23 protein-coding genes and 2 pseudogenes are annotated in these 22284 nt (G+C 58.6%); 10 read left to right on the forward strand and 15 right to left on the reverse strand.

The window, feature by feature from the left end; all coding sequences use genetic code 11:
• Positions 1 to 141: 141 nt before the first annotated feature.
• The 6 genes and pseudogenes from ACFOFO_RS12790 to ACFOFO_RS12815 all read left to right on the forward strand — a co-directional run bounded on the left by ACFOFO_RS12790 (position 142) and on the right by ACFOFO_RS12815 (position 4641).
• Positions 142 to 738 carry a DUF6088 family protein gene (locus ACFOFO_RS12790; protein ID WP_390331701.1) on the forward strand — a complete coding sequence of 199 codons (597 nt, stop codon included), beginning with the start codon at positions 142 to 144 and terminating at the stop codon, positions 736 to 738.
• Complete coding sequence (locus ACFOFO_RS12795) at positions 731 to 1756, forward strand: nucleotidyl transferase AbiEii/AbiGii toxin family protein (RefSeq protein ID WP_390331702.1); 1026 nt, start codon at positions 731 to 733, stop codon at positions 1754 to 1756. Before ACFOFO_RS12790 ends, ACFOFO_RS12795 begins: the two co-directional genes overlap by 8 nt.
• A 154-nt stretch (positions 1757 to 1910) precedes the next feature.
• On the forward strand, positions 1911 to 3239 hold the full coding sequence (locus ACFOFO_RS12800; RefSeq protein WP_390324720.1) for a TIGR02677 family protein: 1329 nt from the start codon (positions 1911 to 1913) through the stop codon (positions 3237 to 3239).
• A gap of 92 nt (positions 3240 to 3331) precedes the next feature.
• Positions 3332 to 3889: pseudogene (locus ACFOFO_RS12805) on the forward strand (TIGR02678 family protein); the annotation flags it as partial.
• Positions 3870 to 4238, forward strand: a complete 369-nt coding sequence (locus ACFOFO_RS12810; RefSeq protein ID WP_390328073.1) for a TIGR02679 domain-containing protein — start codon at positions 3870 to 3872, stop codon at positions 4236 to 4238. The pseudogene ACFOFO_RS12805 and the gene ACFOFO_RS12810, both read left to right, overlap by 20 nt.
• Positions 4123 to 4641, forward strand: a pseudogene (locus ACFOFO_RS12815) (TIGR02679 family protein). Before ACFOFO_RS12810 ends, ACFOFO_RS12815 begins: the two are co-directional and overlap by 116 nt.
• A 43-nt stretch (positions 4642 to 4684) precedes the next feature.
• Here ACFOFO_RS12815 and guaA read toward each other — a convergent pair.
• The 3 genes from guaA to guaB are packed head-to-tail and all read right to left on the reverse strand — an operon-like array spanning position 4685 to position 8872.
• Positions 4685 to 6277 (reverse strand): glutamine-hydrolyzing GMP synthase, encoded by a 1593-nt coding sequence (gene guaA, locus ACFOFO_RS12820; RefSeq protein WP_390324717.1) that lies wholly within the window; start codon positions 6275 to 6277, stop codon positions 4685 to 4687.
• Between the two features lie 32 nt (positions 6278 to 6309).
• Positions 6310 to 7356: a sensor domain-containing diguanylate cyclase gene (locus tag ACFOFO_RS12825; protein ID WP_390331704.1), complete on the reverse strand. Its 1047-nt coding sequence runs from the start codon at positions 7354 to 7356 to the stop codon at positions 6310 to 6312.
• A gap of 55 nt (positions 7357 to 7411) precedes the next feature.
• The gene (guaB, locus tag ACFOFO_RS12830) at positions 7412 to 8872 is read right to left on the reverse strand and encodes an IMP dehydrogenase (protein WP_390324714.1); all 1461 of its coding nucleotides are present in this window, start codon (positions 8870 to 8872) and stop codon (positions 7412 to 7414) included.
• 159 nt (positions 8873 to 9031) lie between these two features.
• Here guaB and ACFOFO_RS12835 point away from each other — a divergent pair, with 159 nt between their 5' ends.
• Positions 9032 to 9544: a DUF4124 domain-containing protein gene (locus tag ACFOFO_RS12835; protein ID WP_390331705.1), complete on the forward strand. Its 513-nt coding sequence runs from the start codon at positions 9032 to 9034 to the stop codon at positions 9542 to 9544.
• 48 nt (positions 9545 to 9592) lie between these two features.
• On the opposite strand, the gene ACFOFO_RS12840 is transcribed toward ACFOFO_RS12835, so the two are convergent.
• Both ACFOFO_RS12840 and ACFOFO_RS12845 read right to left on the reverse strand, forming a co-directional pair.
• Complete coding sequence (locus ACFOFO_RS12840) at positions 9593 to 9919, reverse strand: RnfH family protein (RefSeq protein WP_390331706.1); 327 nt, start codon at positions 9917 to 9919, stop codon at positions 9593 to 9595.
• Positions 9912 to 10343: a type II toxin-antitoxin system RatA family toxin gene (locus tag ACFOFO_RS12845; RefSeq protein WP_390324709.1), complete on the reverse strand. Its 432-nt coding sequence runs from the start codon at positions 10341 to 10343 to the stop codon at positions 9912 to 9914. The genes ACFOFO_RS12840 and ACFOFO_RS12845 overlap by 8 nt, the downstream gene beginning before the upstream one ends.
• Positions 10344 to 10408: 65 nt before the next feature.
• Between ACFOFO_RS12845 and smpB the strand changes: the two genes are divergently transcribed.
• On the forward strand, positions 10409 to 10858 hold the full coding sequence (gene smpB / locus ACFOFO_RS12850; protein ID WP_390331708.1) for an SsrA-binding protein SmpB: 450 nt from the start codon (positions 10409 to 10411) through the stop codon (positions 10856 to 10858).
• Positions 10859 to 10923: 65 nt separating this feature from the next.
• Here smpB and ACFOFO_RS12855 read toward each other — a convergent pair whose 3' ends face one another.
• The 3 genes from ACFOFO_RS12855 to ppsA all read right to left on the reverse strand — a co-directional run bounded on the left by ACFOFO_RS12855 (position 10924) and on the right by ppsA (position 15375).
• The gene (locus ACFOFO_RS12855; protein WP_390324707.1) at positions 10924 to 11847 is read right to left on the reverse strand and encodes an SPFH domain-containing protein; all 924 of its coding nucleotides are present in this window, start codon (positions 11845 to 11847) and stop codon (positions 10924 to 10926) included.
• Positions 11848 to 11925: 78 nt separating this feature from the next.
• On the reverse strand, positions 11926 to 12336 hold the full coding sequence (locus ACFOFO_RS12860; protein WP_390331709.1) for an NfeD family protein: 411 nt from the start codon (positions 12334 to 12336) through the stop codon (positions 11926 to 11928).
• A 609-nt stretch (positions 12337 to 12945) separates the two neighbouring features.
• Entirely contained in the window at positions 12946 to 15375 is a 2430-nt protein-coding gene (ppsA, locus tag ACFOFO_RS12865; RefSeq protein WP_390324704.1) for a phosphoenolpyruvate synthase, read from the reverse strand.
• A gap of 31 nt (positions 15376 to 15406) precedes the next feature.
• Between ppsA and ACFOFO_RS12870 the strand changes: the two genes are divergently transcribed.
• Positions 15407 to 15616, forward strand: a complete 210-nt coding sequence (locus ACFOFO_RS12870; protein WP_390324702.1) for a hypothetical protein — start codon at positions 15407 to 15409, stop codon at positions 15614 to 15616.
• Between the two features lie 57 nt (positions 15617 to 15673).
• Positions 15674 to 16519, forward strand: a complete 846-nt coding sequence (ppsR, locus tag ACFOFO_RS12875) for a posphoenolpyruvate synthetase regulatory kinase/phosphorylase PpsR (RefSeq protein ID WP_390331711.1) — start codon at positions 15674 to 15676, stop codon at positions 16517 to 16519.
• Between the two features lie 96 nt (positions 16520 to 16615).
• Here the strand turns inward: ppsR and ACFOFO_RS12880 are convergent, their stop codons facing one another.
• From ACFOFO_RS12880 to ACFOFO_RS12910, 7 genes are all read right to left on the reverse strand, one after another.
• Complete coding sequence (locus ACFOFO_RS12880) at positions 16616 to 17401, reverse strand: TrmH family RNA methyltransferase (protein ID WP_390324698.1); 786 nt, start codon at positions 17399 to 17401, stop codon at positions 16616 to 16618.
• Positions 17402 to 17542: 141 nt separating this feature from the next.
• On the reverse strand, positions 17543 to 18154 hold the full coding sequence (gene rnhB / locus ACFOFO_RS12885; protein ID WP_390324696.1) for a ribonuclease HII: 612 nt from the start codon (positions 18152 to 18154) through the stop codon (positions 17543 to 17545).
• A gap of 12 nt (positions 18155 to 18166) precedes the next feature.
• Positions 18167 to 19324, reverse strand: a complete 1158-nt coding sequence (gene lpxB, locus ACFOFO_RS12890; RefSeq protein ID WP_390328070.1) for a lipid-A-disaccharide synthase — start codon at positions 19322 to 19324, stop codon at positions 18167 to 18169.
• 25 nt (positions 19325 to 19349) lie between these two features.
• On the reverse strand, positions 19350 to 20138 hold the full coding sequence (gene lpxA / locus ACFOFO_RS12895) for an acyl-ACP--UDP-N-acetylglucosamine O-acyltransferase (protein WP_390324694.1): 789 nt from the start codon (positions 20136 to 20138) through the stop codon (positions 19350 to 19352).
• Positions 20138 to 20608, reverse strand: coding sequence for a 3-hydroxyacyl-ACP dehydratase FabZ (fabZ, locus tag ACFOFO_RS12900; protein ID WP_390324692.1), 471 nt, complete (start codon positions 20606 to 20608; stop codon positions 20138 to 20140). The genes lpxA and fabZ overlap by 1 nt, the downstream gene beginning before the upstream one ends.
• Positions 20608 to 21663 (reverse strand): UDP-3-O-(3-hydroxymyristoyl)glucosamine N-acyltransferase, encoded by a 1056-nt coding sequence (gene lpxD / locus ACFOFO_RS12905; protein ID WP_390331713.1) that lies wholly within the window; start codon positions 21661 to 21663, stop codon positions 20608 to 20610. Before lpxD ends, fabZ begins: the two co-directional genes overlap by 1 nt.
• 102 nt (positions 21664 to 21765) lie before the next feature.
• Positions 21766 to 22239, reverse strand: a complete 474-nt coding sequence (locus ACFOFO_RS12910; protein ID WP_390328068.1) for an OmpH/Skp family outer membrane protein — start codon at positions 22237 to 22239, stop codon at positions 21766 to 21768.
• Positions 22240 to 22284: the final 45 nt, after the last annotated feature.

The raw sequence follows: 22284 nt of genomic DNA on the forward strand, positions 1-22284 counted from the left end.
TCGACGTCGCCACGGATTCAATTTGACGATGCATCAATCTGATTTCAGTCGGAAAAGTAATGGGTGTCTGGGCACCAAAGAATTCGTTCATAGTCAAATGTCAGAAACTGGTATAAGATTCTAACCATTCGAGGTGCCCATGTGAACACGCTGCCTAAAACCATCCTGCTGCACGCCCAATCCCTGCCCGAGGGCGGCGTGCTGTCGCCCAAGGAATTCCTGCATCTGGGCAGCCGGGCAGCCATCGATCAAGCCCTTTCCAGGATGACAAAGGAAGGCAAGCTGCTGCGTGTGGGCCGCGGAACTTATGTCACCCCGATATGCAGCCGGTTTGGCACGCGCCCGCCCGCGCCAAAAAAAGTCGTGGAATCCCTGGCCGCGCAAAGTGGCGAAGTGGTTGCCGCACACGGCGCTTTCGCGGCCAATGCGCTAGGGCTAACCCAGCAAGTGCCTATCCGCGAGGTCTACCTGACTTCTGGGCGCACCCGCAAGCTGAAGCTTGGCCGCTCTGAAGTGCTGGTGAAGCACGTACCAAGCTGGATGCTGGCCTTGGGCATCGGCCCGGCTGGCGCGGCAGTGCGCGCTCTGGCCTGGATGGGGCCGCCACATGTTGAAGAATCGTTGGCGACATTGCGCCGGACCCTACCTCCATCGGAATGGCGTGCATTGGCGTCCTCACGTGCGGCATTGCCATCCTGGATGGCGCGTGCGATCGGTGAGGAAGCGGCCCGTGGCTGAAGCTTTCTTTGCCCTCAGCCGAGACGACCAGCGCGAAGTCCTGGAACAAGTTCGCGCCAAAACGGATCGCCCAACGCATTTGCTCGAAAAGGACGTGTGGGTCGTCTGGACACTGGGCGCCCTCTTCGATTCATCACTGACCGCCGACCTGACATTCAAGGGCGGCACCTCCTTGTCCAAGGCCTACAAGGTCATTGATCGGTTCTCCGAAGACATTGACCTCACCTACGACATCCGCAGGCTGATCGAAGATTTGATTGACGGTGAAGGGGCTTTGCCAGCCAGCCGCAGCCAAGCCAACAAATGGACTAAGGCGGTGCGCGAGCGCCTGCCCGGTTGGATCGCGACAAACGTGCGCCCGATCATTGAGGCTGCGCTGGCCCGCGAACAGCTGGATGCCAAGCTCGAAATCGGCGGCGCGGAGAACGATAAACTGCTGCTGCATTATCCTGCGCTCAAGAACGGCACCGGCTATGTCCCTCCGGTCGTGGTGCTGGAGTTCGGCGGCCGTGCTACCGGCGAGCCGCATCAGGTGTTGCCCATCACCTGCGACATGGACGGGCACGTTCCGAATATCTCATTCCCCACCGCATCACCCCTGGTCATAAGTGTGGCGCGAACCTTTTGGGAAAAGGCAACAGCGGCGCACGTCTACTGTGCCCAGAGCCGGATACGCAGCGAGCGGTACGCACGGCATTGGCACGACTTGGCGGCACTCGGACGCAGCCAATACTTTGCTGGTGTGATTGCAGACCGCGCTGTAGCCGCTTCCGTCGCACAGCACAAATCGTTCTTTTTCATCGAAAAAGACAGTGCCGGTAGCGTCATCGACTACCTGCCGGCCGTGAGGGGGCATCTGAACATTGTGCCCGCTGGCGATGCGCGTACCGCATTGGCCGATGACTACGCGAACATGCGCGCCGACCAGGTTATGCTCGGTAATGCTCTCAGCTTCGATCAGCTGATGCAGGCTTGCAGTGAAGTCGAGACCCAAGCAAACAAGGCTGCCGTGCTATGACAAGCAAACCAGCCACCTCATGAGAACGGTGAACGATTCGGCCGAACTGTTCAGGCACGTCAGTGCCGAGAAGTCTGCGCTCTACCGCAACATCATGGACAGCTTCGCCGCCGCGCATTGAAGAAGTCCAGTCAGCACTGGCTCAACTCGCCGAGTGGGCAACCTCGAATCGCAGCCCGATACGGCCCGCGTCGCCAGCATCAGCGACTTCTACCGGGCGCGCTATCTGTACCGGCTGTCGCGGGGCGGCGAGGCCGTAGAATCGGCACTGGCGGTGTTCGAGCGAACCCTGCGCCACCGGGCCGAACTGCAGACCTTGGCGTTGGAAGACATCACCAACCGTCTGCAGACCTTGTTGACCCTTTCCAGTGAATCTCTGCCCGACGCCGCCAAAGTACACGAAACCTTGCGTGACCTGGTTCGCGTGTTCGAGAGTCTGGCCGACAACGCCCAGGCGTTCATGGCGGGCATCGGACGCAGCATCGAGTTGCAGCAGGCCGAGGCCAGCGCTGTGGTGGCCTACAAGAAGCGGCTGATCGACTACCTCGAACGCTTCATCGGCGACCTGGTCGCGCGCTCCGGTGCTATTGCACAGCACATCGTCGCCTTGTCGCCGCACATCGAACCCTTGCTGTGGCAGGCAGCGCAACGCGAAGCACGCGATGCTGCCCCGGGTGATGCTAACGAACAGGCCGATGTGGTGACACGCGGATGGCAGGCGTGGCGCGAGCGCTGGAAAGGGCTGCGCCGCTGGTTCGTTAGCACCGGCTTTGAGCCGCCGCAGGCAGAGCTGTTGCGATCTAAGGCGCGCTCGGCGATCCCGCAGTTGTTAGCAGCCGTTGCGGCACTGAACGAGCGCCGCAGCGGACGCAGCGGACGCAGCGACCGCTCCGCTGACTTTCGCATGCTCGCCGGCTGGTTCGCTGCCTGCGCCGACGACGCACAGGCCCATCGGCTGGCGCGCGCTGCCTTCGCGTTGAACCCGGCGCGGCACTTTTCGCTGAACTCTGCGCTGGAACCGGGCGCGCGGGATCTGCCGTCCAACACGCCCTGGGCTGAGGCGCCGCCGCTGCGCATCCACCCACGTTTGCGCGAATACGGCGAAGCCACGCCACGCGGTGCGCTTCCGCGCGTGCGGGAGCGCGATGAAGAACGCCGCTTGCTGGCTGCGCAGTTTCGTGAGGAACATGCGCAGATCGAAGCCGCACGTGAGCGTTTGGCGACTGGGAAACTGACGCGGCTGTCTGAGCTCGGTCAGCTCGACGGGCATGCATTTCAGTTGTTTCTGAGCTTGCTGAGTGAAGCACTGACCGTGCAGGCAACGCCCGATGAGGCGGTCGAATTGCAAAGCGGCGACGGCCTACTGCGCATCTACCTCGTGCCGCTTGGTGCCGAGTCGCGCGCTGAGGTGTCGACACCGACCGGTGTCTTCAGAGGCCGGGACCACTTCATCACCATCACCCAGATCGAGGACGCAGTGTAATGGTAGACAGCCGCAGTATCGGCCTGCAACAGGCCCAGCACCAACACGAGGAACGCAGCCAAGCTTTGCGCGCTTTGCTGATGGCCCCGTTGATGACACCGGCCCATGCCGAGTTCGCGGCAGTGCGCCGCCATGCCGACGATCTGCGCGCCTGGTTTGCCCGAAAGACTGGCTGGGCGCTGCACATCGAACGCGACTGCGCCCGGCTTTACAAGCGTCCGGCCAATCTGGTTGATGCGGGCCGTGGTCTACCCGGCTATGACAGACGACGCTACGTGTTGCTGTGCCTTGCCTGCACGGTACTCGAACGTGCCGATCCGCAAATCACGCTGCGCGTGCTGGGCGATCGACTGTTGGTGCTTGCCGCCGAACCAAGCCTGTTGTCGCGTGGCTTCAGCTTCACGCTGCAAGCCCAGCATGAGCGCCGCGAGTTGGTGGCGGTGTGTCGCAGCCTGCTCGAGCTCGGTGTGCTGCTGCGCGTAGCGGGTGACGAAGAAGGCTTCGTACGCAGTGGTGGTGACAACAGCGTTACCGACGCACTCTACGACGTACAGCGCCGCGTGCTGGCCGGAATGCTGGCAGCCGTGCGCGGCCCATCAACCTGGAGCCCCGAAGAAGCGCCGGTGACGCTTGACGACCGGTTGTCGGCGCTCGTTACGGAACACATTCCAACTGCGAGACGCGTGTGCGCACGCGGAACTCGCCACTCTACTTCAGATACCAAGCGGCCTTGGGCTGCTGAAACGCCTGGCCGGGCAAAACCGTGCGGCGGCGTCGTGTTTTCTGGAAGATGCTCAAGCCGTTCTCAACCGATTACCCGCCCAGGGACTCACACGTGCGCAGCTCGCAGCCCAAGAGCTTGGTGACGCACACGCCCGCCCTGATGCTCAACCTACCTGGTATCGCAACGCTTGGCGAACCCGCATACTTGTCGTTGCGCAACCTGCTACGCTCACCGCCCGAATGGACCGTCCGGGGGCGCACGGTCTTCGTGTATGAGAACCCCAACCTGATCGCCATCGTAGCCGATCACTTGGGCGCAAGCTGCGCGCCGATGGTCTGCACCGACGGCATGCCGGCCGCAGCGCAGCGCACCCTGTTGACCCAGCTCGCGCAAGCAGGTGCCACGCTGCGCTACCACGGCGATTTCGACTGGCCCGGCATACGTATCGGTAATCACGTGATGCGCGAACATGGTGCTCTACCGTGACGTTTCGGCGCGGCCGACTACCTAGCTGCGCTGGGCATCGCACCGCGGCCAAGTCGCCCGCTGCAAGGTGCTGAGGGCGAGCCGTCGTGGGATGCAACGCTTGCCTTAGCGATGCGCACAGAGCAACAAGCAATTGACGAAGAAATGGTGGCCGAGTTGCTGATTCAGGATCTCGCGCAGCGGAGCGAGTAACTATCCCCCCGCAAAACCGGTGGATAGTTACTCAAAGGGCTCCCTACTCCCACTCAATCGTGGCCGGCGGTTTCCCTGAAATGTCATACACGACACGATTGATGCCGCGCACTTCATTGATAATCCGATTCGATACCTTGCCCAGCAACTCGTGCGGCAGGTGCGCCCAGTGCGCTGTCATGAAGTCCTGAGTCTGAACTGCGCGCAAGGCCACCACGTACTCATAGGTGCGGCCGTCACCCATTACCCCGACTGATTTCACCGGCAGGAATACAGCAAACGCCTGACTGGTCAGTTCGTACCAGTTCTTGCTGCTGTTGATATCGACCGTATTGCGCAATTCTTCGATGAAAATGGCATCGGCGCGGCGCAGCAGGTCGGCGAATTCGCGTTTCACTTCACCCAGAATCCGCACGCCAAGACCAGGTCCCGGGAACGGATGGCGGTACACCATGTCGTGCGGCAGACCAAGCGCGACACCCAGTTCACGCACTTCGTCCTTGAACAGTTCACGCAGCGGCTCCAGCAGCTTCAGGTTCAGGGTTTCCGGCAAGCCGCCAACGTTATGATGGCTCTTGATGGTGTGGCCTTTTTTACCCTTGCCGGCACTCTCGATGACGTCTGGGTAAATCGTGCCTTGGGCCAGCCATTTGGCATTCTCAATCTTGCCCGCTTCCAGCTGAAACACCTCGACGAATTCACGGCCGATGATCTTGCGCTTGGCTTCCGGGTCAGTGACGCCCGCCAGATGTCCCATGAACTGCCCGCCGGCGTCGACACGGATCACCTTGACGCCCAGGTTCTTGCCGAACATGTCCATCACCATATCGCCTTCACCGAGGCGCAACAGGCCATGATCGACGAATACGCAGGTCAACTGATCGCCGATCGCGCGATGAATCAATGCTGCCGCCACACTGGAATCGACACCGCCGGACAGGCCGAGAATCACGTCATCGCTACCGACTTGCTCGCGGATGGCCGTGACTGCTTCGGCGATGTAATCGGGCATGTTCCAGTCCGACTTGCAGCCACAGATTTCATGCACGAAGCGACCGAGAATAGCCTTGCCTTGCTCCGTATGGGTGACTTCAGGATGGAACTGCACCGCGTAGAACTTGCGTTCCTCATCGGCCATGCCGGCAATCGGGCAATTATCGGTCGATGCCATCAGCTTGAAGCCGGGCGGCATTACATTGACCTTGTCGCCATGGCTCATCCAAACCTTCAGCATGCCGTGTCCTTCCGGCGTGACGAAGTCGCTGATGCCGTTAAATAGCGCAGTATGGCCGCGCGCGCGCACTTCGGCATAACCGAATTCGCGCAGCTTGCCGTTTTCAACCTCACCACCGAGTTGCGCCGCCATCGCCTGCATGCCGTAGCAGATCCCAAGCACCGGCACGCCCAGCTCAAACACCGATTGCGGCACCCGCGGCGTATCGTCATCGATCACCGAATTCGGTCCGCCGGACAGGATCACGCCACGCAATGCGCCATCCTTGGCGTAATTCGCTATAAATTCGTCGCTCACGTCGTATGGATGGACTTCGGAAAAAACACCGGAGTCACGCACGCGACGCGCGATCAATTGGGTGACTTGTGAACCGAAATCGAGAATCAGGATTTTAGAATGCATAGGACGCTTCAGGTAAGAGTAATACGGGCGAATCAGGTCGATGGCGGTACCGCCTGAACCACGCAGTTGCGCCCGCCTTGTTTGGCGGCACGCAATGCGCAATCGGCCTGGATAATCAGTTCTTCGGTTGTGGCGGACGGAAAACGGTCGGTCGACACGGTGCCGCAACTGACCGTCAGCTTCAATGCAGTATTGCCGATCTGCTCCACCTGCGACATGACCGCAAGCCGCATCCGTTCTGCGACTGCCATCGCGATGATGTGTGATGCACCGGGCAGCACGACCATGAATTTTTCACCTTCGTAGCGGCCGAGCGCGTCATGCGGGCGGATGCAGGACCGCAGCCGACTGGCGGCCTTCAGCAACACGGTGTCGCCGGCCGGATGGCCGTGACTGTCATTGATCGCCTTGAAGGAGTCGATATCCACGAAGACCAGCGACAGCGGCTTTTGTTCCTTGCCGCAGCGGTCGGCCTCGAGTGTTAGCAGACGCGTGATCGCTGCGCGATTCCAGGTGCCGATAAGCGGATCGACCATCGATTCGCGACGCAGGTTGCGATTCTTTTTCTGCAAATCGAGCTGGGATTCGTTCAATTTGCTGACGCGCAACTCGAGTTCGACCAGCTTGGCCAGATCGGCCAGCATTTGCCGGTCTTCCACCTCGAAATCACGCGCCGTATAATCAATCAGGTTGACACTGCCTACTGCCTGCTGGTCGCCATTAAAGATCGGCTGCGCAGCAAAGAAACGGATATACGGCGCGCCCATCACGGAGCGGTGCTTCGACAACGGTCCTTCGACTCGCGCATCCATCACGATCACAGGATCGTTTGCAATCGGAATACTGTCGCAGAACGCGGCCTCGATCGCCCCCATCGAGCGTTCGCCGATCGCGAAAGCAGCCGACGCATCGCCAAACGAGACGATGCAGCTTGCGACGCCAAACAAGCGCAGCCCAATACGCTCGATGCGCTGTACCTGCAAGTCGATCTCACCAGCTGGAAAACGTGACAACAGCTGGGACGAGCCGCCGCCGAACCCTTGCGTATGCAACTGACTGGACAAGTCGAGATTGGTCATAAGGTGGGCTTATGCATGTAACGGGCGAAAAGAGATGACAGCATTGGCGCCGCAATCAATCTGCGCGGTAATTCGGCGCTTCCTTCGTGATCTGCACATCATGCACGTGCGATTCACGCATACCGGCCGACGTGATTTCGACAAATTCAGCCTTCTCGCGCAACTCGTCGATGCTGGCGCAACCGCAATACCCCATCGACGACCGCACGCCACCGACCAGTTGATACAGGATCGCGATCACGCTGCCTTTGTAAGGCACCCGACCTTCGATTCCTTCCGGCACCAATTTATCGGACTTGCTGGCCGCATCCTGGAAGTAGCGGTCGGCTGATCCATCGGTCATGGCGCCGAGGCTGCCCATGCCCCGATACGACTTGTAACTACGGCCCTGGAACAGGATTACTTCACCAGGCGCTTCCTCGGTGCCGGCGAACATGCTGCCCATCATCACGCTGGAAGCACCGGCCGCCAGCGCCTTGGACACGTCGCCGGAAAAACGAATCCCACCGTCGGCGATACAAGGGATGCCCGTGCCTTTCAAGGCTTGGGCCACATTCGAAATGGCTGAAATCTGCGGCACGCCAACGCCGGCGACGATCCGCGTGGTGCAAATCGAGCCTGGGCCGATACCGACCTTGACCCCGTCCGCGCCGTATTCAGCCAACGCCTTGGCGGCGGCGGCGGTCGCGATATTGCCGCCGATGACTTCTACGTGAGGATAGTGCGTCTTGACCCATTTGACCCGGTCCAGTACGCCTTGCGAGTGACCGTGCGCGGTGTCGACCACGATCACGTCAACACCGGCATGGACCAGCAGCTCGATCCGTTCGTCGTTATCCGCACCTACACCGACCGCAGCGCCGACCAGCAACTTGCCGTGCATGTCTTTGGACGCCATCGGGTGCTCGGTCGATTTCTGGATATCCTTGACCGTGATCAGACCGCGCAATTCGAATGCGTCGTTAACCACCATCACGCGCTCCAGCCGGTGCTTGTTCATCAAGCGTTTGGCTTCGGACAGTTCGGCACCTTCCTTGACGTACACCAGCTTTTCGCGCGGCGTCATCTTGGCGCGAACTTCAGCGTCCAGCTCTTCTTCGAAGCGCAGGTCGCGGTTGGTGATGATGCCGACCAACATATTGCCGTCGACCACAGGGAAGCCACTAATGCCGTGTTGCTCGGTCAACGCGATCACGTCGCGGATCTTCATCGTCGGTGGAATCGTGATCGGGTCACGCAACACGCCGGACTCGAAGCGTTTGACCTTGGCCACTTCGCGGGCCTGCTCTTTTGGCGTCATATTCTTGTGAATGATGCCGATCCCGCCTTCTTGCGCCATTGCTATCGCCAGCCGCGCTTCCGTGACGGTATCCATCGCAGCCGAGACCAGCGGGATATTGAGCGAGATCTTGCGGGTCAGACGCGTTCTAAGGGAGGTATCGCTGGGGAGGATGTTGGAGTAAGCCGGGACCAGCAGCACGTCATCGAAGGTGAGTGCTTTTTGAAGTAGACGCATAGTATTTCCTATCGGCGCAAAACCGAATTATACAGATATAAATGAAAAACGTCGTTTCCGTGCACGACTAAATGACGGATAAACCTGCGAATTCATTGACATGGCGGACAAAGCGTGGCGAAATCTGAGGCGGCGCCTCACGACTGGATAAGGATGACAATGAAACAAGTTTTATTGAAAAAGACCGCCATGGCAGCAACAGCACTGCTCGCGCTGAGTTTGGCGAGTGTGGCTCTGGCGCAATATGTCTGGCTGGATGACAAGGGCGTCAAACAGTACTCGGACGTGCCGCCGCCGGCATCAGTGCCAGGCAAACGTATTCTGAAGGCCCCCGGACTGTCGTCGCGTCCCGCGTATTCCACTGGTGGAGCGGCAGCGACTGGAGAGGATAATGGCGCTGCCAACGCGGCACCGAACATCGCCGAAAAGAATGCCGATTTCATGAAACGTAAAATCGAGCAGGCCGACAAGGACAAGAAAACGGCTGCGGAAGCCAAAGATAAGGCAGACAAGGCAAAAAATTGCGAACGTGCCCGCGATTACCAGCAGGCGCTGGATTCGGGAGTGCGGATTGGGCAGGTAGACCAGAACGGTGAGCGCATCGCGATGACCGATGAACTGCGTGCCAAGGAATCGCAGGGGAACAAGCAATATCTGGTTGCCTGCAAATAGCAGGGGCGGCCAGCGTCGGCCACTTTGCGATTACGGTTAGCCGCGAAATCAGCCGATTTTAGTGCTGGCCTTTTTCTCTGCGCGTTTTCGTCGGGATTGTTTGGGATCGACGATCAGGGGCCGGTAAATTTCAACCCGGTCATGCTCGCGCAGCACGGTATCGAGCGTTTTCAGCTTGTTATAGATGCCGACCCGGCAATTGGACAGGTCGATTTCCGGCGCATCCAGCAACACACCGCTGTCCACGATCGCCTGCTGCAATGTGCATCCTTGGGCGACGATCAAGTCGCGCAATATCTGCCGTTGCGGTGTCGCATAACACACCTGCACCCTAATGGTTGCAGGCGTATCGGCGTCGGGAATGGTGTCAGCCATAGACGGTCTCCGCGCGCTTGCAGAACGAGTCGACGAAACTGTTGGCAATCATGCCGAATACCGGGCCGATGATCTGCTCCAGCAATCGGTTGGAGAATTCATAGTGCAGGTCGAACTCGATTTTGCAGGCATCTTCCCGCAGCGGCTTGAACGTCCAGGTGCCATCCAGGTGCTTGAATGGTCCCTCAATCAATCGCATGGTCATCGAGGTTGGTGGCAGATTGGTGTTTTCGGTGGTAAAACTCTGCTTGACGCCGTGATAATTGATCGCCAGCGTCGCAATCAGCTTGTTTTCTTCGCGCTGCTTGACGTCGACACTACCGCACCATGGCAAAAATTTGGGATAATCCTCGACCTTGTCGACCAGTGCAAACATCTGTTCTGCGCTATATCCGAGAAATACTGATTTATGCACTACTGCCATTGAATGAACCGTTTGATAAAATCGCAGCTTGCTAGTTTAACCGACCGCCAGAGATTCGCCACCCCATGACCATTGTTGACAATAGAAAAGCGTTTCACGACTACTTCATCGAGGACCGCTTCGAAGCCGGCATCATGCTGGAAGGCTGGGAGGTCAAGGCGATCCGCGACGGTCGGGTGCAATTGAAGGAAGCCTATGTGATTGTGCGCAAAGGGGAAATTTTCCTGTTCGGCGCCCATATCAGCGCGCTGCCAACCGCATCGACCCACATTCATCCGGAAGCGGTCCGCACCCGCAAATTATTGCTGCACGCGGCCGAGATCAGCAAATTGATCGGCAAGGTCGAGCGCTCCGGTTATACGCTGGTGCCGATCAATCTGCACTTCCTGAAGGGCCGCATCAAGTGCGAAATCGGCCTGGCAAAGGGGAAGAAGCAGCACGACAAGCGCGCCACCGAGAAAGATCGTGACAGCCAGCGCGAGGTGCAGTCGGCAATGAAGCAGCACCGCCGCTAGCCGGCCGTGGTTTGACTGGCCCCGGATTCTTGCCCCCCGAGGCGGAACCAGGCGCTGGCCAATAATCAGGCTTTTTGCTGCGACTTCACTACCTGCATCGCCGTCGCGATCAGGCCGCTCATGTCGCCCAGATTGGCCGGCACGATGATCGAATTATTGGTCTTGGCCAGATTCGCGAATGCGCCGACATACTGCTCCGCCACTTTCAGGTTGACCGCATCGGAGCCGCCCGGCTCCCGAATCGCGGCCGCCGTCATGCGCAGCGCATTGGCGGTCGCCTCGGCGATCGACACGATCGCGGCCGCCTGCCCCACGGCACGGTTGATCGAGGCCTGCTTTTCACCTTCTGACTTGGCAATCGATGCCTCACGTTCACCGGTGGCGATATTGATCTGCTCCTGCTTGCGACCCTCCGATGCTGCGATCAGCGCGCGCTTTTCACGTTCAGCGGTGATTTGGGCCTGCATCGCATGCAGGATTTCCTTCGGTGGCGTCAGATCCTTGATTTCGTAGCGCAATACTTTGACACCCCAGTTGGCGGCCGATTCGTCGATCGCATTGACGATGCTGGTATTGATGTGGTCGCGCTCTTCGAAAGTCTTGTCGAGTTCCATCTTGCCGATCACCGAGCGCAAGGTGGTTTGCGCCAGTTGGGTAATCGCGGCGATGTAATTGGACGAACCGTACGATGCGCGCATCGCGTCGGTAATCTGGAAATACAGGATGCCGTCGACCTGTAACTGGGTATTGTCCTTGGTGATGCAGACCTGCGGCGGCACGTCCAGCGGGATTTCCTTGAGCACATGCTTGTAGGCGATGCGGTCGACGAACGGCACCACGATATTCAGACCTGGCCCCAATACCGCGTGAAATTTGCCGAGACGCTCGACCACCCAGGCGTGCTGCTGCGGTACCACGTTGATGGTCTTGAATACGAAGACCAGCGCGAGGATAAAAAGGATGAAAGTGACGTTTCCGAAACTGAACATAGCGTCTTCCATAGTGAGCCCGATGATGTTGGTATTGTTGGCGTGCGCCCGATTAAGCTTACTTCAGTTCACATCGCTTCAGGCGCGCCGCACGATCAGCCGACTGCCCTGCACTTCCTTGATGATATAAACGCCAGGCACCGGCCGTTCGCCTGCGGCCAGATCGACGTCCCATTGCGCGCCGCGGTACATCACGCGCGCGGTGTCGTCGACATTCCAGTTGTCGACCGTGACTTTTTGCCCGACATCCATGTTGACGTTGGGATCGCTGCTCGCATCGGTTTGCGACGGAAGGGCAAATTTGGTCCGCCGCAGTGCCAGAATCGCGATCACGCTGACCACCCCGGCCGTCACCATCTGACTCGATGAACCGACGCCGAGCAAGGCCGCCAAACCACCGGCCGCCAGTCCGATACTGATCATCAACAGGTAGAAGGTGCCAGTGAATAATTCGGCAATCACCAAACAGCCGGCCCATACAAACCACATTATCCAATCCTGCATACGATTCCCTTATCTGCTGGTCGACACTCTTCGATCGCCACCATCGCCACTGAACCTTGACAACTACTATTACAAAAGCAAAAACCCCCGCCGGCTTGAAAGCTGCGAGGGTTTGCTACAGGGTGCGGGGGTATAAATATTATATTTCTGAAGTTGCCGGTAAGCTAAGTGTAGCGCAAATTGCAATTGGGTCAATTGAAAGCGATGATATTTCCATCATTTCAACGTTAGGCGGATCGAAATTTAATATACTCCACCAGAGTGGTATTCAACTCCGCTACAAATACACCGCACTATCAACATACTCCCAATAAAAAATCTTCATGTGGCTGTTCATCCCGCTATGACGGTTTGAATGATGGTAATAAAATACCGTTCGCCCTGGTAGTGAAGCGTATCGAAGGGGGCATATCGAAGGCTGGGCAGCCTTCGATATGCCCGATGGGCGACTCAGGATGAACGGCTGGTTGGGATTGCTAAATTATCGGTCGCTGCGGGCTGAATAGTTACTAGTTGCATCTTCATCCCGCAACCGGCCGTGCCATAGTGATTTCGTGTTCACCCGGGCACGGGCGGAGGCTGATTAGATCGGTGTCAGGCAACCGACTGCGCCAGCTTGGTCCAAGTGTCGATCACTGAATCCGGATTGAGCGAGATCGATGCGATGCCTTCCTTCATCAACCATTCGGCAAAATCGGGATGGTCGGACGGGCCCTGGCCGCAGATGCCGATGTATTTGCCCTGCGCCAGACAGGCGGCAATCGCGCGCGACAGCAGCGCCCGCACCGCCGGATCACGCTCGTCGAAATCGGCGGCCAGCAATTCCATCCCGGAATCGCGATCCAGACCCAGCGTCAACTGGGTCAGATCGTTGGAACCGATCGAGAAACCGTCGAAGTGTTCGAGGAATTCCTCGGCCAGAATCGCATTGGAAGGGACCTCGCACATCATGATCAGGCGCAGGCCGTTTTCGCCCCGCACCAGACCGTTCTTGCCCAGCAGTTTGACGACCTTGTCGGCTTGCCCCAGCGTCCGCACGAACGGCACCATGATCTCGACATTGGTCAGGCCCATCTCGTTGCGCACCCGTTTCATCGCCAGACATTCCATCTCGAACGATTCAGCGAAATCCTTGGCCAGGTAGCGTGCCGCACCGCGGAAGCCGAGCATCGGGTTTTCTTCATCCGGTTCATAACGCGAACCCCCGATCAGCTTCTTGTATTCGTTCGACTTGAAGTCGGACAGGCGAACGATCACCGGCTTGGGCCAGAATGCGGCGGCGATAGTGGCGATCCCTTCCGCCAGCTTGTCGACGTAGAACGCTTTTGGCGACGCATGGCCGCGCGCCACGGATTCGACCGCTTTCTTGAGGTCGGCGTCGATGTTCGGGTATTCGAGAATCGCTTTCGGATGGACGCCGATGTTGTTGTTGATAATGAATTCAAGCCGCGCCAGTCCGACGCCGGCGTTCGGAATCGACTGGAAGTCAAATGCCAGTTGTGGATTGCCGACGTTCATCATGATCTTCAATGGCAGCTTCGGTAATTCGCCGCGCGCCACTTCACTCACCTCGGTTTCCAGCAAGCCGTCGTAGATCCGGCCCTCGTCGCCTTCGGCGCACGACACGGTCACCAGCGTGCCGTCCTTCAGGATGTCGGTGGCGTCGCCACAGCCGACCACCGCAGGCACACCCAGCTCGCGCGCGATGATCGCGGCGTGGCAGGTGCGGCCGCCCCGGTTGGTGACGATCGCCGAGGCCCGCTTCATCACCGGCTCCCAGTTCGGGTCGGTCATGTCGGCTACCAGTACGTCGCCCGGCTGCACCCTTTCCATCTCGGATGCGTCGCGTATCACGCGCACCGGACCGGCACCGATCTTTTGGCCGATGGCGCGGCCGGAAGTGAGTACCGTGCCGCTGCCTTTGAGCTTGAAGCGCTGCTGCACGTCGGTCGCTTTCTGCTGCGATTTGACGGTTTCTGGCCGTGCCTGCAGGATGTACAGCTGGCCGTCACGCCCGTCCTTGCCCCACTCGATATCCATCGGGCGTTGGTAATGCTTCTCGATGATGACGGCGTACTTGGCCAGTTCGACCACTTCGGCGTCATTCAGCGAATAGCGATTGCGCAGCTCGATCGGCACGTCGACGGTCTTGACCGAATGACCGGCCTTGGTCTCACCGGTGAATTCCATCTTGATCAGTTTGGAGCCGATATTGCGCCGAATGACGGGCGACTTGCCCATTTCCAGCATCGGCTTGTGGACATAGAATTCGTCCGGATTGACCGCGCCCTGTACCACCGTTTCGCCCAGTCCGTAGCTCGACGTGATAAACACCACGTCCGTGAAGCCGGATTCGGTATCGAGCGTAAACATGACGCCGGCCGCGCCGAGGTCGGATCGCACCATCCGTTGCACGCCGGCCGACAGCGCGACGTCGGCGTGGGTAAAGCCCTTGTGGACGCGGTAGGAAATGGCGCGGTCGTTATACAGTGATGCAAACACATGCTTCATCGCGTCCAGCACGTTGTCGATGCCGACCACGTTCAGAAAGGTCTCCTGCTGGCCGGCGAAGGAGGCATCTGGCAAGTCTTCGGCGGTTGCCGAGGAGCGCACCGCAAACGACATTTCACTCGAAGAGTCAGCGACAAGCCGTTGATAAAATTCACCAATTTCTTTTTCGAGGCGCGGCTGGAACGGTGTTTCCACGATCCATTGGCGAATTTCGGAACCCGCCTGCGCCAGCGCGCGCACGTCGTCGATGTTCAGGTTCGCCAGACGGTCGGCGATGCGGGCCGCCAGCGGCTTGCCGCCCTCAGCGCTGTACGACAGAAAATCGCGGAACGCTTGCGCGGTGGTCGCAAAACCGCCTGGAACCCGCACGCCCGCACCCGCCAGTTGGCTGATCATTTCGCCCAGCGACGCATTCTTGCCACCGACCGAATCGACATCGGTCATCCGTAACTCTTCGAACGACGCGACATACCTAGCGCCGGCACTGCCTCCAATATTTGCTGCGTGAGACATAACAACCTCTTTTTAATGATAAGAAATCTTTATGCGCGCCGTCACCCTGCTTTTGTTATTCTTCTGTTGCAGTGCCGCGATCCAGCCATTGGGCGACATTTTACAGGTCGCGCCCGAATTTGGCAGTGCACAATACCAACTTTTGGCGCGATTTAATTCCATTTTCAAATCAACGCTGAACGCGGCGGCTCGCAGTCCTTACTTTAGTAAGGCAACAGCCGACAACAAAGTGCAGGTTTGATTGAAAATGGAATAACGTGCGGTCAAGCACCGCGGCGCCAATTCACCGAACGATACCATGATGCCAGACCATACCATCCCGCCTTCCAATATCGCCAGCAGCGCCGCGCGCACCGTGTTTTTTGTGTCCGATGGCACCGGCATTACTGCCGAGACCTTCGGCCATTCGGTGCTGACCCAGTTTGAGCTGCGCTTCCGGCAGATCCGTCTGCCATTCATCGATAGCATCGACAAGGCGCACGACGCGGCGCGCAAGATCAACGAGGCCTACACCAACGACGGCAAGCGCCCAATCGTGTTTTCGACGCTGGTCAAGCACGATTTGTCGAGCATCATCCGGCAATCGAACGGCATGCACATGGACCTGATCAAGACCTTCGTCGATCCGCTGGAGCAGGAACTGGGGGTGAAATCGACGCATACGATCGGCCGCAGCCACAATGTCGTCGATAGTGAGGAATATAAGAACCGGATCGAGGCGATTAATTTTTCGTTGGCGCACGATGACGGCCAGTCGCACAAGAGCCTGTCGACCGCCGACGTGATCCTGGTCGGCGTGTCGCGCTCTGGCAAGACACCGACCAGCCTGTATCTGGCGATGCAATACGGACTGAAAACCGCGAATTACCCGTTGATTCCGGAAGATTTCGAGCGCGGAAAACTGCCGTCGGCGCTACCGCTGTTCAAATCAAAGATTTTCGGCCTCAGCATTACCGCCGAGCGCCTGTCAGAAATCCGCAACGAGCGCATGCCAGGCAGCAAATATGCGTCAATCGCGAATTGCCGTTATGAAGTGAATGAGGCGGAACTCATGATGCGACGCGAAGGGATCCGCTGGCTGTCGTCGACTGCCAAGTCGATCGAGGAAATCGCAACGACGATATTGCAGGAAATTAAATCCTGATTGCCGCGCATTTCGTTATTTGCCGCCAGTATAGGCAATAACCTTATATATTACGTGCGAATACATCCAAGTATGACTGGAGTATTAACGCAATGATCAATTTTCCAGCTGGCGGACCTGCTCGAATAGGCACACCGCCGCGCAGGCCGCCACATTCAACGATTCCATCGGTCCCCGGTGGGGAATCATGACCCTGTGCCGTGCCAGGGCCAACAAATCGTCGGCCACGCCCTGCCCTTCATGCCCGAACAGCCACGCCACCGGCTGCCGTAAATCCAGTTGATAAATGGTCTGCTCGACGTGCGAACTGGTCGCTAGCACCGGCACGCTGGCGCCTCGCATCAAGGCCGCCAGATCGACATTTTCGTGAATCGTCAGCACAAAATGCGCGCCCATGCCGGCCCGCAACACTTTGGGCGACCACGCGAAGCTGGTGCCGGCACTACAAAACACCTGTTTGATGCCTGCCGCCGCCGCGCTGCGCAGGATCGAGCCGAGATTGCCCGGATCCTGCAGATTGTCGAGCAGCACCGCCGACTCCGTCAGCGCTGCGGGCAATTCCAGCTGCGGGGTATCGACGACGAACAATAGGCCGATCCCATGTTCAACTTGACTCAGCGCGCCAAATAGCGCATCGGGCAGCACGATGACTTGGGTGGGCGGGGCCCCACATTGGGCCAGGATATCGGCCACCTCCGGATGCGCCACGGCGCCTTCGCCAACCAGACACAACGGCGGCGCACCGCGATACTGCAAGTAACCCTGACACAGGTGAACCCCATCGAGCAACGTGCGCCCCGCCTGGCGACGCGCCTGCGAGCTGGTCGCCAAGTGTTTCAGCTCCTTGTAGAGCGGGTTGTCGCGGGACGTAATATGCTTCATGGTCAAGGCTGTTCAGTGGGAGGTTGGCACGATGTTGCTTGTGCCAGTCAGATTCTCAGCACGTTCTGGTGAGTATATTCGATGTTCATCTGTCTTATATGCGGATCAAGATGATTAACACTGGAGTATATTAGCTGCGCATCACGATTTTTCCAGCAGAATGCGGACCGGCGCATAGGAGCGGCGATGCACCGGCGACACGCCATGCAACCGCAGCCGCTCCAGATGCAACGCGGTCGGATAGCCCTTATGCTGGTCGAACGCATATTGCGGGTATTGCAGATGCAATTGCGCCAGCAGCGCGTCGCGCGCAGTCTTGGCCAGAATGGACGCCGCCGAAATCGCCGGCACCGTGTCGTCGCCCTGCACGATGGCCTCGGATCGGATCGTCAGTACCGGGCAGCGATTGCCGTCGATCAGCGCCAGGGTCGGCCGGGTACTCAACCCTTCCACCGCGCGCCGCATCGCCAGCATCGTCGCCTGCAGGATATTGAGCTGGTCGATTTCGGCTTCCGAGCACTGCGCGATGGACCAGGCCAGCGCATGCGCCTTGATCTCGACTGCCAGCCGGTCGCGCCGCGCTGCTGTCAGTTTTTTGGAATCGCGCAAGCCGTCGATCGGATGCAGCGGATCGAGGATCACCGCTGCCGCAAATACCGGCCCGGCCAAGGGGCCGCGCCCGGCTTCATCCACGCCGCAGAGCAGCTCGTTGGCGTGGTCGAACAAAGGCAAACTGAATTCGCGAGGTGTCACTGATGTTCCGTATTAATCGAGTTTAGGGCGCGCCTGGCGGCCTGACGATTGCCGCATTACCTGCAGCACCGCCTGCGCGCTTTCCTGCGCGGTATTGCGCAGCAGCGAGTGATGCATGTCGGTGAAGCGGCGCTGCAGCGTGGCGCGCAAGGCCTGGTCGTTGAGCTGGGTCCATAAAGCATCGGCCAGCGCCTGTGGGGTCGCGGCATCCTGCAACAATTCCGGCACGAGAAAATCGCGCGCCAGAATGTTCGGCAAGCCGATCCATGGCTGGTAGCCCATGTGGCGCATGATCTCCCACGATGCGCGCATCATCTTGTAGGCAATCACCATCGGTTTTTTGAACAAGGCAACTTCCAGCGACGCAGTGCCCGATGCGACCAGCACGGCATCGGCCGCCGCCATCGCGACGTGCGATTGGCCATCGATCAACTGCAGCGGCACATCCTGCATGCCAGCCGCTGCCACCAACTCCGTGAAATAGGTGCGCTGCCGTTGGCCCACCATCGGCACGACGAAGCGCAGTGCCGGATCGCGCTGCGCCAGTAGTTTGGCGGCACCAATAAATGCGATCGTGTTGTACTTCAGTTCCGACGTCCGACTGCCTGGCATGATGGTTACCACCCGCGCGTCCAGCGCAAGACCCAGCTTGCTGCGCGCCGCAGCGACATCGGGTTGCAGCGGAATCACTTCCGCCAGCGGATGCCCGACATAGGTTACCGGTATCCCGGCATTTCGGTAGATTTCCTCTTCAAACGGAAACACCACCAACATATGGGACACCGCTTTCGCGATTTTCTTGATGCGTCCGCCGCGCCAGGCCCAAATTTGCGGCCCTATGAAATGCATGGTCGGAATGCCGGCGCGTTTCAACTGCATTTCAAGCCCGAGATTGAAGCCCGGATAGTCGACACCGATGAACACGTCCGGTTTGTCGGCCAGCAATTGATCGCGCAGATCGTTCTGGATTTTCTTGATTTCGCGGTAACGAGGGATGATTTCGAACAAGCCGCGCACCGTCAGCTTTTCCATTGGCCAGGCACTGTGGAAGCCATATTCGGCCATATGTGGGCCGCCGATACCATGCAATCTGGCGTTCGGCAATTGCGGGCGCAGGCCCGATAACAACCGTCCGGCCAGCAAATCGCCGGAGGCTTCACCGGCCACCATCGCAATCGATGGCGCGCCGCCTTCGTTAGCGGATGATGCCACGGGTCGCGCCGTCGAGGAAAGAGCGCAGCAGGCCGATATGTGCGGACGACTCTACCGCGCTGGCTTGCTCCTTTTCCAGCGCGCTCTTGGCCTCTTCCAGCGACAAGCCGGATTTGTAGAGTAATTTGTAGGCGCGGCGTATGGCTGCGATCTGCGTGCTACTGAACCCGCGCCGCTTCAAGCCTTCGGCATTGATGCCGACCGGGGCTGCGCGATTGCCTGCCGCGGTGACGAACGGCGGCACATCCTGGCTGACCGCCGCGGTGAAGGCCGTCATGGCATGGGCCCCGATATGGCAGAACTGGTGAATGGTCGTGAAACCGCCCAGGAATACCCAGTCATCCAGCTGCACATGGCCAGCCAGAGTCGCGTTGTTGGCCAGAATGATCTGATCACCCAACTGGCAATCATGCGCAATATGGACATAGGCCATGATCCAGTTGTCGCTGCCGATGCGGGTCACGCCAGCATCTTGCGCGGTGCCAATATTAAAAGTACAAAACTCGCGGATCGTATTCCGATCGCCAATCTCGAGTCGGGTCGGCTCGCCCGCATATTTTTTGTCCTGCGGCGCGGCACCGATCGACGAAAACTGAAAGAACTGGTTGTCGCGGCCGATCGTGGTGTGGCCGTCGATCACGACATGCGGTCCAACGGTGGTCCCCGCGCCAATTTTGACGTGGGGCCCGATTACCGCGTAGGGACCCACGGCGACCGAACTATCGAGTTCTGCCTTCGGATCGATGAGCGCGCTGGGATGGATACCAGCCATTACTGACCCGCGGGCTGGCTGGCGTCGGTCGCGCTGCGCATCGTGCACATCAGCTCGGCTTCGACCGCCAGTTGGCCGTCAACCGAGCCTTTGGCGGCATACTTCCAGATCCCGCGTGCATTGCGCAGGATCTGCACTTCCATCTTTAGCTGGTCGCCCGGCACCACCGGACGCTTGAAGCGCGCGCCGTCGATACCGATGAAATACACCACCGACTTGTCATCCGGCTTCTGACCCGTTGTCAAAAACGACAGCAAGGCTGCGGTCTGCGCCAGCGCCTCGATCATCAGCACGCCCGGCATGACCGGCTTGTGCGGGAAGTGGCCGTTGAAAAATTCCTCGTTGGCGGTCACGTTCTTGATGGCCGTCATGCTCTTGCCTGCTTCCCAGTCCAGTACGCGATCGACCAGCAACATCGGATAGCGGTGCGGCAAGTATTCCTTGATTTGGGTGATGTCGAGAGTCTTCATTATTCTTTGGATGTGGGCGTTAGCGATTTAATGGTTTTTTCGAGCTTGCGGATTTTCTCACGCATGGATGACAAATTGCGCACGATGGCGGCTGATTTTTCCCAATCTGCATTTTTTGACAGTGGATAAAAACCGGTATATTGGCCAGCCTCAAGGATCGAGCGCGACACCATGCTGCCCGATGAAATATGCACGTGATCCACGATGGTCAGATGTCCCAGCACCATCGCGGCGCCGCCGAAGGTGCAGTATTTGCCGATCTGGGCACTACCGGCGACGCCGACACAACCGGCCATCGCGGTATGCGCGCCGATATGACAGTTGTGACCGATCTGAATCTGATTGTCCAGTTTGACGCCGTCTTCGATGATGGTATCGGCCAACGCGCCGCGGTCAATGCTGGTGTTGACGCCGATTTCGACATCGTTGCCGATGACCACCACGCCGGTTTGCGGAATCTTGATCCAGGTGCCGCCTTCATTGGCGAAACCGAATCCGTCTGCGCCAATCACCGCGCCGGAATGGATGATGCAGTTTTTGCCAATCCGGCAACCGGCGTGAAAAGTCGCGCGTGCGAACAGATGGGTGTTGGCGCCGATGACCGCACCGCGTCCAATGAAACATCCGGCATCGATGATGCAGCGGTCACCGATTATGGCGTCGGCCTCGATCGACACATGCGGACCGATGCAGGCAGTTGCTGCCACCTGTGCCGATGGATCAATAATCGCTGACGGATGGATGCCCGGCACGATCGGCGGCGCCGATTGCGCGGCAAACAACTGCGCCGTCCTGGCAAAATAGGCGTACGGGTTTTCAACAATGATGCGGGCTCCGGCATAGCGGCCAGCAATATTGGTATCGTCCGTCGCCGACAGTATCAGCGCCGCAGCTTGCGTCTGCGCTGCCTGCTGCCGCAGTTTCGGGTTGGCGAGGAAAGTGATATGCGAGGCGTTGGCGTCGTTTAACGGCGCGATGCCGGATATTTCGATATCCGGATCGCCCATCAATTGCCCACCCAAGCGTTCGACCAACTGTCCCAGTCGAGTGCTCATCGCGGTCCTAACAAAGATTGAGCGCAGCAACTAACTGCGGAAATTAAATGCAAAATGATTGAAAAACAAGTGCAACCCTGCTGACCAATTGACAGCACGGTCTTATTTGTTTAACGCCTTCAATACCTTGTCGGTGATATCGATACGCGGGCTGGCATAAACCGCTTCCTGAAATACGATGTCGTACTTTTCCAGTTCGGCGATTTGCTTGATCACCTTGTTGGCGCGCTCCAGCACCAACGCCAGTTCCTCATTGCGTCGCTGGTTCAGATCTTCGCGAAATTCGCGCTGTTTGCGCTGATAGTCCTTGTCGAGATCGGTCAGTTCACGTTGGCGTTTGACACGATCCGATTCGGACAACACGCTGGTGTCCTTATCCAGTTTCTCGGACATGGTTTTCAGTCGCGAAGCCAGATCCTGAATCTCTTTGTCACGTTTGGAAAACTCCTGCTCAATTTTTGCCTGCGCAGTCTTGGCTGGTGTTGCCTCACGGAAAATACGTTCGGTGCTCACGAAACCGATTTTCCCTTCTTGTGCATGGGCGAATGTGCACACGCACAAGCCCACCAAGGCGATATATTTAGAGACAGAAGCTGATGCAGTTAAGGACTTCAAGGTCGT

It is taken from the genome of Pseudundibacterium arcticum (genome assembly GCF_042646465.1).
GTDB lineage: Bacteria > Pseudomonadota > Gammaproteobacteria > Burkholderiales > Burkholderiaceae_D > Undibacterium_A > Undibacterium_A arcticum.

Coding starts and splice junctions, on each gene's coding strand:
- guaA (WP_390324717.1), bottom strand. CDS start 6,277: ATGCATTCTAAAATCCTGATTCTCGATTTCGGTTCACAAGTCACCCAA.
- ACFOFO_RS12825 (WP_390331704.1), bottom strand. CDS start 7,356: ATGACCAATCTCGACTTGTCCAGTCAGTTGCATACGCAAGGGTTCGGC.
- guaB (WP_390324714.1), bottom strand. CDS start 8,872: ATGCGTCTACTTCAAAAAGCACTCACCTTCGATGACGTGCTGCTGGTC.
- ACFOFO_RS12835 (WP_390331705.1), top strand. CDS start 9,032: ATGAAACAAGTTTTATTGAAAAAGACCGCCATGGCAGCAACAGCACTG.
- ACFOFO_RS12840 (WP_390331706.1), bottom strand. CDS start 9,919: ATGGCTGACACCATTCCCGACGCCGATACGCCTGCAACCATTAGGGTG.
- ACFOFO_RS12845 (WP_390324709.1), bottom strand. CDS start 10,343: ATGGCAGTAGTGCATAAATCAGTATTTCTCGGATATAGCGCAGAACAG.
- smpB (WP_390331708.1), top strand. CDS start 10,409: ATGACCATTGTTGACAATAGAAAAGCGTTTCACGACTACTTCATCGAG.
- ACFOFO_RS12855 (WP_390324707.1), bottom strand. CDS start 11,847: ATGTTCAGTTTCGGAAACGTCACTTTCATCCTTTTTATCCTCGCGCTG.
- ACFOFO_RS12860 (WP_390331709.1), bottom strand. CDS start 12,336: ATGTGGTTTGTATGGGCCGGCTGTTTGGTGATTGCCGAATTATTCACT.
- ppsA (WP_390324704.1), bottom strand. CDS start 15,375: ATGTCTCACGCAGCAAATATTGGAGGCAGTGCCGGCGCTAGGTATGTC.
- ACFOFO_RS12870 (WP_390324702.1), top strand. CDS start 15,407: ATGCGCGCCGTCACCCTGCTTTTGTTATTCTTCTGTTGCAGTGCCGCG.
- ppsR (WP_390331711.1), top strand. CDS start 15,674: ATGATGCCAGACCATACCATCCCGCCTTCCAATATCGCCAGCAGCGCC.
- ACFOFO_RS12880 (WP_390324698.1), bottom strand. CDS start 17,401: ATGAAGCATATTACGTCCCGCGACAACCCGCTCTACAAGGAGCTGAAA.
- lpxB (WP_390328070.1), bottom strand. CDS start 19,324: ATGGTGGCCGGTGAAGCCTCCGGCGATTTGCTGGCCGGACGGTTGTTA.
- lpxA (WP_390324694.1), bottom strand. CDS start 20,138: ATGGCTGGTATCCATCCCAGCGCGCTCATCGATCCGAAGGCAGAACTC.
- fabZ (WP_390324692.1), bottom strand. CDS start 20,608: ATGAAGACTCTCGACATCACCCAAATCAAGGAATACTTGCCGCACCGC.
- lpxD (WP_390331713.1), bottom strand. CDS start 21,663: ATGAGCACTCGACTGGGACAGTTGGTCGAACGCTTGGGTGGGCAATTG.